The 11,899-nt window shown below is 67.8% G+C and carries 7 protein-coding genes; 2 read left to right on the top strand and 5 right to left on the bottom strand.

What is annotated here, in order from left to right:
* Positions 1-323 precede the first annotated feature (323 nt).
* Genes ACFYWM_RS44365 through ACFYWM_RS44345 form a run of 5 tightly spaced genes read right to left on the bottom strand, consistent with a single transcriptional unit; the run spans position 324 to position 7,026 of the window.
* A complete protein-coding gene (locus tag ACFYWM_RS44365) occupies positions 324-1,079 on the bottom strand; it encodes a DUF6182 family protein (RefSeq protein WP_389927817.1) in 756 nt (251 codons plus the stop codon).
* Positions 1,076-1,858, bottom strand: a complete 783-nt coding sequence (locus tag ACFYWM_RS44360; RefSeq protein WP_389927814.1) for a hypothetical protein — start codon at positions 1,856-1,858, stop codon at positions 1,076-1,078. Before ACFYWM_RS44360 ends, ACFYWM_RS44365 begins: the two co-directional genes overlap by 4 nt.
* 19 nt (positions 1,859-1,877) lie before the next feature.
* Positions 1,878-4,262: a phosphotransferase gene (locus ACFYWM_RS44355; RefSeq protein WP_389927812.1), complete on the bottom strand. Its 2,385-nt coding sequence runs from the start codon at positions 4,260-4,262 to the stop codon at positions 1,878-1,880.
* Positions 4,255-5,982, bottom strand: a complete 1,728-nt coding sequence (locus ACFYWM_RS44350) for a GH3 auxin-responsive promoter family protein (protein WP_389927809.1) — start codon at positions 5,980-5,982, stop codon at positions 4,255-4,257. The genes ACFYWM_RS44355 and ACFYWM_RS44350 overlap by 8 nt, the downstream gene beginning before the upstream one ends.
* A gap of 39 nt (positions 5,983-6,021) precedes the next feature.
* Positions 6,022-7,026, bottom strand: a complete 1,005-nt coding sequence (locus ACFYWM_RS44345; protein ID WP_389927808.1) for a hypothetical protein — start codon at positions 7,024-7,026, stop codon at positions 6,022-6,024.
* Between the two features lie 565 nt (positions 7,027-7,591).
* On the opposite strand from ACFYWM_RS44345, the gene ACFYWM_RS44340 reads away from it, so the two are divergent.
* Together ACFYWM_RS44340 and ACFYWM_RS44335 are read left to right on the top strand one after the other, a co-directional pair.
* Positions 7,592-7,804 carry an MbtH family protein gene (locus ACFYWM_RS44340; protein ID WP_389927805.1) on the top strand — a complete coding sequence of 71 codons (213 nt, stop codon included), beginning with the start codon at positions 7,592-7,594 and terminating at the stop codon, positions 7,802-7,804.
* A 15-nt stretch (positions 7,805-7,819) separates the two neighbouring features.
* Complete coding sequence (locus ACFYWM_RS44335) at positions 7,820-11,824, top strand: amino acid adenylation domain-containing protein (RefSeq protein ID WP_389927803.1); 4,005 nt, start codon at positions 7,820-7,822, stop codon at positions 11,822-11,824.
* Positions 11,825-11,899 lie beyond the last annotated feature (75 nt).

Below are 11,899 nucleotides of genomic sequence, written 5' to 3'. Positions count from 1 at the left end.
TTCCGCCGCCAAGCCCTGGCCGGGCAGACCTTCGCCGATCCCGAAGAGATCACCTACGCCACCACCGTGGCCACCACCCAGCTCAACACCCGCGCCCATCCTTGGGTCTGGGGTCGGCCGGCCCTTCCCCCTCGGCAGCGCCGACGCCGCTTTATCTACCTTCTTTGAGGAACGGAGCACTAGCGGCGACTTCCGTGTCGGCGTCGAGCGCCGCCAGCCGTCCTGCCACCTCTTTCATCTCGTCATTATGCTTTCACTCCGCTAAGGCCGTGGCCACGGCTGGGTGACGGGTGAGTCCGGGTCTCCGACCTTCTTCGGGGGGATCACCGTGAGCATGGACCCGCTGAGGGGCGGAAGTAACAGGTGTCATCCGTCTGGCTCTCGGCTTGCTCAGACTGGTCGTCGGTCCCGGCGTCGGTGGGGAGGGCTAGGCAGGCGTAGGCACGGAGGAGGTGCGGGAAGGCGGGGTCCGGAGCCACGCGGAGCCGATCGTAGCCGATTAGAACAGGGGTGCGGGAGAGGTGGCGGATCCGGATCGCCGAGGCGTCGATGAGGAGGCCGTCGAAAAGAGACTCGGCCAAGAGGTGGTTGACGTGGACGGCGTAGTCGAGGATCGACAAGTTCGCGGTTGGGATATCGAGACGAGCGAGGGCGGCTGACGCGGTGCTGCAGGGAAGAGGGACCGGATCGGTGGGGGCCGCACCGATCCGGTGGGGGGCCTGGAAGGGACGGAGCATGCGGAGCAGTACTTCGTGCTCTGGCCTTGGAAATGGGGCGAACCAGGCGATTTCGCCATTGTCGGAGACGTGGATGGGCGATTGCCGGAAACGGAGGTTATGTGGGTCTCCGGCGAGGTAAACGGTGCGGGTGAAGGAGGCATACCAGAGAGCGCGCTGCTCGGGGGCGAGGAGATGGGCAAAGGCTAGGGCGGAGTGGGCGAAAGAGGCAGGTGTGAAGTCGCGCACCACCGCCACTGCGGCGACCCGGGGAACACCGCCCACACCGCCGGTGTCAGCCAGGGCCCGGGCGGCACGACGGGTGTGCTCTGCGTGGAGGAGCTGCTGGAACGGAGTGGTCATTCCATGACCAGCCGGGAGACCTCGGTCGCGACCTCAGCGGGGGAGCGGCCGTCGACCGCGACACGATGGACGCGAACCGTGGTGAGGGCCGCCAGGGCGGACTCATACCCGGCGTGAACACGGGCCAGCAGGTCGTGGCGTTCGTGCGGCTCCGGGCGCCGGTTGCGGGCGGCGATACGCCGGACGGCCTCGCCGACGTCTAGCTCGAGCAGGATCGCCAAGTCCGGTGGGGAGACAGCGAACCGGGCCGACAATTCCTCGACCCGCTCGTCGACGGATACGTTCAAGAGGTCTACGAGCTCGGCGGCGAGCGTGTCGAGCCGGGGCGCGCCGCCGTTCCTCCGGCCGAGAACCCGGCACCACGCGGACACGGCTTGCCTCGCTTCCGGAGCCGAGCGGGTGAGCCGGCCGCGCAGGATCGCATCTCGACCGGGTCCCGCCACCTGGCGGATCGCGTCTCGGTAGAGCGGCAGGTAGACCAGGGCGTCGATGAGCGGATGCCGCTCGCTCACCATGGTTTGTGCCGCCCACTCGTCGATGAAGAACCGTTCGACGCTGCCGTAGGTGCACATCTGCAGATAGAGAACAGCGAGCTTCAGTTCCGGACTGCCCGACTCGTCGGCGTCCCGCGACAACGTGTCGAGGTGTCGGGACAGCTCATGCAGAGGGCCGTCGGGGTTCTCATGGGGGCGCAGACACGATAGGACGACCCGGTCCGGACTCGAGAGCAGCCGCGCGACCGTGCTCTTGCCCGAGCCGTCGACACCGACCAGCGCCACGCGCAGCGGGGCGGGAGCCTCACAGGGCACCGACGGCCTCCCCGATTCGGTCCTCGATTGAAATCATCCGCAGCGCGGTGGAGACGACCCGCGGCAGGAACGACAGCGCCCGGTGCTCATGCACCAGCAGGTACATCTGAAGGCGGGTGACGGCGAAGTCCCAGAGCGCGAACCGGTACCCTTCCCGCCAGCGGGAGGGGTCGAACGCCGCGTCCACCGCTTTCCTGTGCAACTCGACGTACCGGCCGATCTCCGCCGGGCCCGTATCCGGGGGGAGCACGAACGCCAGCAGTTCGGCGACGTCCCGCTGAGGGAGGTGCAGGGTGGCCAGCTCCCAGTCGTAGGCGACGAGACCCAGATCGTCGGCCCGCAGCGCGAGGTTGCGCGGGTTGAAGTCATGGTGGACGAGCGTCCGCGGCATCGCCGCCATCTGGCTCCACCAGTCCGGGATCTCGGTGACGATTCGATGGAGCCGGTCGGCCGAGGCCCCGTCCAGCAGGTCGGGGAATTCGGTGGCGTTGTGCTCCAGCAGGGCGTGCCACAGGTCCCGCATCGCCGCCATCTGCCCTGCCGTCCGCTCTTGCCCCAGCCAGCCCTGTGCCCGCAGTTCCTTCTCCCGCCCCAGCCAAGACGCGTGGACCCGGGCGATGCCGCGTACGGCCGCCGAGATGTGCGCAGGACGCCACTGCTCGGGCGTGTCCGCCGAATCCTTCAGGAGCACGTCGGAACCGAGGCGTTCCATGGCGATCAAATACACCTCGCGTCCAGGATCTTCGTAGACGCCGTAGACCCGGGGCAGTACCGCTCGCAGCGCCGGGTCCGCCGCTCGGAACACGGCCGTCTCCCGGGTGTGCAGGTCCTTGAACCCCGTCCATTCCCGCCACCGCGGATACAGCTCGCCCAGCCGTCCTCCGCTCAGCGAGGCCAGCTTGGCGGCCTGGATGATCACTTCCTGATCGAGCGGTTTGGCCTTTACGACGAGGTCGGTCTCACCGAGGCCGCCGTCCGGGCCCGTCCAATGGACGCGCAACGGGAACACACCCGTGAGCTTGCGGCGTTCCCCCTGGGCGGTCAGCTCAGAGACGAGGCTAGACCCGAGGGCTTCGTCGAGCGGGACGACTTCGGTGACCTTCAGTTCGGGGACGTTCAGGGAGTCGGCGAGCAGAGGCTCGAGCAGCGGGGCGCCGAGGTCGTCCCGGTTCAGCCAGCGCACCGCGCGGCCCCGGCCGAGCCTCTCGTGCGCGTCGGCGAACTGCCCGCCCGCGACGGCGCAGATCGTCGACAGGTCCAGAGCGAGCGCGAAACCGCAGATGATCTCCGCGAAGCGGGCGGCCCCGCCCTCGCCATAGCAGCCGAGGGCCTCCAGGTAGTCGCGCTGGTGCGGCAGCCGGGTGCCGCCGCCGATCGCACCGGTCACCAGGCTCGGCAGGACGAGTGTGGCGCGCAGGTCGCCGTCGTTCACGTCGATGGAGAACAACCCCGTACCCGACTCGTAGACGCTCGCGACGTCCTGGCCGGTCGCCACGAAGATTGCCGCGATGACGTTGGCCGCGTCGATGTCGTGACCCGCCATTCCGGCCTGCTGGGCGGCGACCACACTGATCCGGTACAGGCGGTCGACCGCCTCGGGCGTCGTCTTCAGGACCTTGAGCAGCGTGGCACGGTCGATCACGCACTCGGCGGCGACCCGCGTCCCCCGTCCCGCGATCATGTTGAGATGAGTGAACTTCTTGTCGCCGCTGAGATTCGACTCGATCGCGAACCATGCCGTCCCGAACTCGGGCAGCTCGGTGAGACGGTCGTGAATCCATTGGCAGGCCCGCCAGGTGGCGGCGGTCGTCATGTTCTGGCCGCTGGCGTCGCCGGTCTCGAAGACGAACCGCAGATGGACCGTGCGACCGAGCTGCACGGGAGCCAGTTCGACCAGCCGCGAGTGCGCGGACACCGCTCGGACCTCCCGGTCGAGGTCGGCGCGGCGGCACTCGACCCAGCGGGCGAACGCCGCCGCGGTGCCGAGACCGTCGAACTCGAAGACAGGCACCCGGGTCATCCGCTGGGACAAGACTCGGCAGGAGACCCCGCCCGCCCGGCTGATCGCCTTCGCACCACGCGACACGGACGCCACCATCGCGCCTTCCGTCGTGGCCAGCGGTGCGGTGACCAGTCCTCGAGTGTGCTCTTCGGTGAACAACAGCGGACCGGCGAGGCCGACGGGGATCTCGACACCGCCGACGAAGTTCTCCAGATTGCCCGGCAGCAGGCCAGCGTCGATCGTGGTGTGCTCCAGCGATCGCAGGGACGCGCCAGTGGTCGACCGGAGCCAAGCGAGCCGGGCGCGCCGGGCGGCCTCGGTGTACTCGCCACGGCCGGGCGGACCTGAGAGGGGGTTCGTGCTCTCAGCCAAGTGTGCCATCCTCTCCGTATGCGCGGTTCTGCTCGTGTGCGCGCTCCGGTCCGGGGGCGTGGGACGGCGCGGTCACGCGGTCCCATACATCGGGCGCGGCCTGGAAGAGCCGGTCCTTGACCCTGGGAGGGCGTTCACCCGTCTCCACTCGCCGCCGCCATTCGGTAAAGAACCGTTCCGGGGCCACGGGACGGACGACGGGCGCAGCGAGCGCACCGGACCGGCGGGCGGCATCGTAACCGGGAGCGGTTCGGCGGAGTCCGGCGTCAAGAGCACGGGTGAATCTTCCGGTTGTGTCCCTGTCGGGAGGGCTGCGGAACGCGATCGCCGCTTCGTGCCCGGCAGGTCCGTCGGGCAGCGCCCGGTACATCACATTGCAAATGGCCAGCCTGCTCTCCGCGCACGCCCCCAGCAGCGCGTCCAGAACGTGAGACTCGCGTACCCGCTCGCCCGCGGTCGATACGGTCCCGGCGCGGCTCGCGTACTCCACGACCGGAGTCGCGCCGTACACGCCGGTCACCCGGACGATGTCGCGGATCGCGCACCGGTAGAGCCCGCCACGGTGCGAGAGCACCACGTGGTACTCCTCGCCGGTCCTCAGCTCGTGGACGAGCAGGGTCGGCGCATCCGGAGTGAGCGCGTCATCGGCGGGCACGAACTCGTAGAAGCAGCTCGTCACCACCAGCGGTCCTCCCGCGGGCAGCCCGCGTACCGGGATGGCCAGTGGCCCCTCCGACGAGCCGATCGGAGCGGGGAGCAGTTCCGTTCCCGCGCCGTAGTCCTCCAGCAGGGCCGGCAGGTAGAGGCGCGCGACATAGGTGTTCCAGGCCAGCAGCAGCTCGAGTTCCGGCCACAAATCGGCGGGGCGCAACGTTTCGTTCCGCTCGGCCAGCCGGGCGAGGACGCGCGCCCGTCCGGGGTCCGGCGGACGGTGCGCGCGCCCGCCGAGGGTTCCGTCGTGGATCTCCTGGATGATCCGGGGCGTCCAGACACCCAGCTGGTAGGGCAACGCGGCGGCGATCGCCGGATTGACCGCGATCAGGCCCCGGACATCGTGCTCGGCCGCGATCCGTACGCGTAGGTAGGAACGTTCCCAAGGGGAGGCGTCGCGGAAGCGGTCCGGCAGGTCGCTCCACGGTGCCCGATTGCCCAGACCAACGGCCAGATCCTCGCCGAGCTTCCCGTAGTTGAGCTGGCTGGGGCCCAGGTGCGGTTTTCCTCCGATGGTTCGCCCGCTCCGCGAGTGCGGGTCCTGCCACAGGTTGAGCACGGCGTCGTCGCGGGTCAGCAGACCGCTGTGCTCCTCGGCCAAAGGGCCGAACCCGGCGAAGTAGAAGGGGAGGAAACAGCGTTGGAGGAAACCTTTCGTGACGGGCACCGTTTTCTCCGCTCCGGTGGTGCCGCTGCTGGCGAAGAACGCCATCGGCTCCTCGCCGGTCAGGACCCGCTTCTCGTTGGCGTGGACCCGCTCCAACCAGGGCGAAAACTCCTCGTGGCCGCGGATCGGCACTGCCCGGCGATAGCCGTCGGCATCACGGATTCGGGAGAAGCCGTGCTCACGGCCGAACACAGTCTCCTTGTTGGCCGTGAGCAGCTCATCGAGCACCGTCTCTTGGGCGGCTCGAGCGTCGTCTAGCGCGCCGAGGATCAGGTCCCGTTCCCGGACGACCTTTAGACGGTAGGCGTCCGCTCGTTCGGTGAGTGAGCGTGGAGAGGCCATGGTTCTCCTGATTCTCGAGGCGTCGCAGCGGGCCGGGGATTACAGATAGACCGAGCTGAGCAGCCGCAGCGGCGGAGGCGAGTTCCGCCGAGCGAACAGGCCGTCGGTGAGCCGGTAGGGGTCAACCCACCCGTCAGGCCTGGTGCAGGCGCGTAGGCGCGCCAAGGTGTCGGCTGGGCTCCGTCCGGAGGAGCTCGCGGCCTTGATCATCCGTTCCGCCCGGGTCAGCGCCCGGTGCAGCAGACGGAAGCTCCAACCTACGCTGGAGGTGCGCTTCAGCATCGCGATGAAGTACAGGCGCATGCCCAGGCGGTAGGAACGCGGATCGAAGTGATCGAGGCACAGAGCCGCGACGCGTCCTAGGGTGTACGCTTCCCAGCCGCCGTGCCTGCTCGACTGGATGGCTCCGTCCAGGGCGACCCTGCCGAGCGCCAGCCGTGAGGGCAGCGCTCCTAGGGCGGCCAGGATCTGGGCGAGCAGCGCGTAGTCGTGCGACAGGTCGTCGTCGTAGATGAGCAGGACCCGTCTCCCGAGTGTGAGATGGGGAACCAGGTCACGAAGGATGACCAGGAGGTAGTTCGCGTGCCCGTCGGCACCGACGACCTTGCGTAGCGGCATGCCCCAGCGGCTGCCGTCCAGATAGACGGGACCTCCGTACCGGCGGTGGTCGAGGCAAAGGTGGTGGCGTACCAGGAACCGGACCGTCTCTTCGACGGACAGGTCTGGCGGCCGGTCGACGGACAGCCCGGGGTCGTGGACGCCGAGCAGCCGTAGCTGCCGCTGCCATTCGGCGGTGATCGCCTCGGTGGCCGGATGAACCCACCCCTCCCGTTCGACGCGCTCGGTGTAGTGGCGCAGCTCGTCCAGCGGGCGGGCGTCGCCGGAGGCATGGAAGCGGACGTACATCCGGCCCAGTTCTTGGGCTGGGAGCGCGGCAAAGTCCGCGTCGCTGTGCTTGCGGTCGAGATGGTCCCAGAACTGGATCGTCTGCCCGGTGAGGTTTGGGGTCCGCGAGCTCCAGAGGTACTCCGCGCCGCCGGCCAATCGGCTCGCGCGGTAAAGCGCGTCCGTCCACAGAAACCCTTTGACATGGGTTGGAAGCAGAGGCTTCGTCGCGGTTATCGAAATCGGAGCCAGGAGTGGCGGAATGTATGGCTCACCAGCTGTTCGCCCATGGTTCATCTCGTCCGATTTCCCCCTGCGGCGTTCGTGATCAACAACCTTTGAGAGTCTGCCTGAGATTGTCAGAACCTGCAACAGGTGGCCGGATTCGGCCATACTTTGACTCGGCCGTGTGCGCAGTGTGATATTAATTTCACCATCTGTAATTTTATGTCATGCAAGGGCTTTGACCTGCGAATATTCTGATTATTTCAATTTTTGAAGCTCGGTCGCCGAGTTCGCGGTGTCGATTGAGGGCGGTCTGATCGCTTGACATTTTGCGATTGACAAGCCTAGGTTTCTGGGCGTTGGCGGCAACCTTTGGATTGGCTGGAATCGCCGCCTGAAAATAAGTTGCAGGTACCAGGGGGCTGACTTCAGAGACGGCTCGTCCTTGTCGGCGAGCGGCGGCCCCGTATGCCTGAAGATTTAGCGAGATGGGGTATCGGTGAATCCTTTTGACAATTCTGAGGGACGTTTCCTGGTGTTAGCCAATGACGAAGGCCAGCATTCTTTATGGCCTTCGTTCGCTGAAGTGCCGGCGGGCTGGACCCGGATCTTCGGAGAGGCCGATCGGGCCTCCTGCCTGAAGTTCGTCGAGGAGAACTGGACGGACATGCGGCCGAAGAGCCTCATCGAGGCGATGGCGGCCGAAGCCTGACGAGGGGACGATTTCGTGGAACGCGTGCGAGCCCTATCGGCGGCGCAGCTCGGTTTCTGGTTCGCCCATCACCTGGATGGCGGCGGGGCTGGAAATACCCTCGGGGAATACCTGGAGCTTCTGGGAACGATTCATTTTGAGAATTTCGTTCGTGCCTGCCATATGGTGATCGGCGAGGCTGACGGATTGGGTGACCAATTCGTTCAGGGCAAGGACGGACCCGTCCGGATCGCCATCGACCCGCTCGACTACGACCTGCCGGTTTTCGATCTGACCGACGACCCCGATCCCGAGGCGACCGCAATGGCCTGGATGCGTCGTGACCTGGCCGAACCTCTGGACCTTGCGGTCGCTCCGCTCTTCCGATTCGCGTTTTTCCGAGTCGCGGAGGAACGCACGCTGTGGTATTTGCGTGGCCACCACATCATCGTCGATGGGTACGGCGCTGCAGTTTTCGCCGCCCGCGTGAGCGAGATCTACAATGCGCTCATGGCGGGATCGCCCATCCCCCCGAACGCCTTCGGCTCCGCCGACGACCTCGCTGAGGAAGACGCGGACTACCGGGCTTCCGGGCGGCACGAGGCCGATCGCGCCTTCTGGCTCGCCCGGTTCGCCGACATCCCCGAGTCGCTCAGCCTCGCGGATCTGCCCGCCACCGAGCGCCGGGGCCGCAACCACCGGGAGAGTACCGAACTCGAGTCCGACGAGGCGGCGGCTCTGCGCCGGGCCTCTGAAGGCGGCGGTTTCCGCTGGACGGTCTTCCTCATCGCGGCCGTCGCACTGTACATGCACCGTGTCACCGGACGCACCGATCTGGTCCTCGGCCTGCCTGTCACCGGACGGATGTCCACCCGGGCGCATGGCGCCATCGGCACCACCTCGAACGTCGTACCGCTACGACTCCACATGCCGGCGTCCGGCACGGTCGAAGATCTCGTACGACACACCCGCGAGCAGATCAAAGCGGTCCTGCCGCACCAGAGTTTCCGCTATGAGGAACTGGTCCGCGAGCTCGGGTTCGTCGGTCGGGGCATGGCCCTGTGCGACATCCAGGTCAATGTCATGCCCTTCGACTACGGGCTGGACTTCGCTGGATGCACCGTCCGCGTGCACAATCTCGCTCTCGCCTCGGTCGGCGACCTCTCGTTCGCCTTCTATGAGCGTGGCGGAGAAGGCACGCTCGCCGTCGACCTCGACGTGAACGAGGACCGCTACTCGCATGAGGGGACCCGGCGGCACCTGGAACGCTTCAGAGGGTTCCTGCGGCGGCTCGCCGCCGCAGGGCCACAGGCAGCGATCGCGGATCTCGACGTGCTCACCGCAGACGAGCGCCACTGCCTTCTGACGGACTGGAACGCCACGGCCCGCGACGTGCCCGGCACGACGCTGCCGGCGATGGTCGAGGCCCAGGCCGCGCGCACCCCGGACGCCCCGGCCGTGCGGTACGGAGAAAAGGAGCTCACCTACCGGGAGCTGAACGAGCGGGCCGACCAGCTCGCCAGCTACCTTGTGGGCCGGGGGGCAGGTCCCGAGCGGTTCGTAGCGATCGCGATCCCACGGAGTGAGCTCCTCCCGATCGCGCTACTCGCCGTGCTCAAGACGGGCGCGGGCTACCTGCCGGTCGACCCCGGTTATCCGGCGGAACGGATCGCTCACCTGCTCGCCGATGCCGCACCCACGTCTGTGCTCGCCACCGGCGAAGTTTTGGACAGGTTGCCGCGCCAGCAGGACGTACCGCTGATCGTGCTGGACGACCCAGGCGTAGAAGCACGACTGGCCGAGGCATCCGGTTGGTTTCGGCATCCGGCCGACCTCAGGCCCGAGCATCCCGCCTACGTCATGTACACCTCCGGGTCAACCGGTGCTCCCAAGGGAGTCGTGGTCTCCCACGCCAACGTGATCAACACACTGGCCTGGATGCAGCACGCCTACGAGCTGACCTCCGCCGACCGGATCCTGCACAAGACTCCCACGGGCTTCGACTCCTCGGTCTGGGAGTTCTTCTGGACCCTGGGACAGGGCGCGTGCCTGGTCATCGCCCGGCCCGACGGCCACCGCGACCCCGCCTACCTGCGCGCTCTCATGGCCGACGCGCAGGTCACAATGGTGCATTTCGTGCCGTCGATGCTCGAGGCGTTCCTGCGTGACGGCGACACGTACGACCTGCCGAGCCTGCGGAGGGTCATCTGCGGCGGCGAGGTCCTGCCGGAGCCCCTTCAACAGGAGTTCGCCGCGCGGATCGGGGTCCCGCTGGCCAACACCTACGGCCCCACGGAGACGACCATCCAGGTGACAGCCTGGGAATGCAGCACGGAACCCGCGCCGGTCGTCCCCATCGGCGCGCCGGTGCATAACACGCGGGTCTTCGTGCTAAACGACCGGTTGCGTCCGGTGCCGGTCGGCGTGACGGGTGAGCTGTACGTGGCGGGCGCTCAGGTCGCCCGCGGCTATCTGGGGCGTTTCGCGTTGACGTCCGAGCGTTTCGTGGCGTGCCCGTTCGGTGATCCGGGGGAGCGGATGTACCGGACCGGTGATCTGGTGCGGTGGCGTCCGGACGGCCTGCTGGAGTTCGTGGGACGGGCCGACGACCAGGTGAAGGTCCGGGGATTCCGGATCGAGCCGGGCGAGGTCGAGGCGGTGCTGGCCGCCCATCCGGCGGTGGGCCAGGTCGCAGTGGTGGTGCGCGACGACCAGTTGGTCGCCTATACGGTCGCCGACGCGCCGGTCGAACCCACCCGGCTGCGTGCCTTTGCGGCCGAGGCGCTGCCGGAGTACATGGTGCCGTCGGCATTCGTCTTCCTGGACGCCTTGCCGCTCAGCCCGAACGGCAAACTGGCGCGGACTGCGCTACCCGAGCCCTCCTTCTCCGGCGCGCGGGACTCGCGGGCTCCACGGACCGGCAGGGAACGCACACTGTGCGCGCTGTTTGCTGAGGTGCTCGGCGTGGACCGGGTCGGGATCGACGACTCGTTCTTCGATCTGGGCGGGCACTCGTTGACCGCGACCCGGCTGGTCAACCGGATCCGTTCCGTTCTGGGTGTGGAGCTGCCGGTGCGGGCGCTGTTCGACGCGCCGACCGTGGTTGGGCTCGTCGAAAGCCTGGACACCGGAGGTGCGGCCAGGCGGGGCATCGTGGCACGGGAGCGTCCCGAGACGGTTCCCCTGTCGTCCGCGCAGCGGCGGCTGTGGTTCCTCAACCGGCTCGACGGCGGCGCGGGTGTCTACAACATGACGTTCGTACTGCGTCTGGAGGGTGTTTTGGATGCGCCTGTGCTGAACACCGCGCTGAGGAACGTGGTGGCACGGCACGAAGCGTTGCGCACGGTGTATCCCGAGGGCGCTGAGGGTGGCCCCGTCCAGCGGATCCTCGACACGGCCGCGCCCGAGCTGGACGTGATCCGGCTGCAGCATCCTGAGGACTTGCCCGCCAGGCTGCGCGCCCTGGTAGGGCGAGGTTTCGACCTCGCGGTGGACCTGCCGATCCGGGCGACGCTGTTCGACATCGCACCCGGCGAATACGTGCTGCTCGTGGTTGTGCACCACATCGCGGGCGACGGCTGGTCGATGGCACCGCTGGCGCGGGACCTGGGCGAGGCCTACGCGGCGTGCCTTCACGGAGAGGCTCCGCAGTGGCCCGCGCTGCCGGTGCAGTACGCGGACTACACGCTGTGGCAGCGAGATCTACTCGGGGACGAGGACGACCCGAACAGCCTGTTGGCCCGGCAGATCGCCTTCTGGCGGAAGAAGCTGACCTGGCTGCCGGACGAGCTGGAGCTGCCCACTGACCGGCCCCGGCCTGTCCGAGCCTCCCATCGGGGACGGAAGACGCCCATCCACATCAGTTCTGCGCTGCACGCGGACCTGACCGCGCTGGCCCACCGGTCCGAGGCGAGCCTGTTCATGGTGATGCAGGCGGCGCTGACGGCGTTGCTGTCCCGGCTGGGCGCGGGGGAGGACGTGCCGATCGGCACCGTGGTGGCAGGTCGGGACGATACAGCCCTAGGGCCTGTACGAGGTTGAGATCAGAGGGATTCGCCTGCGCGGTGGCTTGCCGTCCTGGTAGGCCATCGCCATGGCGCGTGGAGAGCTCACCGA

The organism is Streptosporangium sp. NPDC002721, assembly GCF_042888905.1.
Lineage (GTDB): Bacteria > Actinomycetota > Actinomycetes > Streptosporangiales > Streptosporangiaceae > Streptosporangium.
The sequence above is the reverse complement of the archived record's forward strand: the minus strand, read 5'-3'. Positions and strand labels throughout refer to the sequence as shown.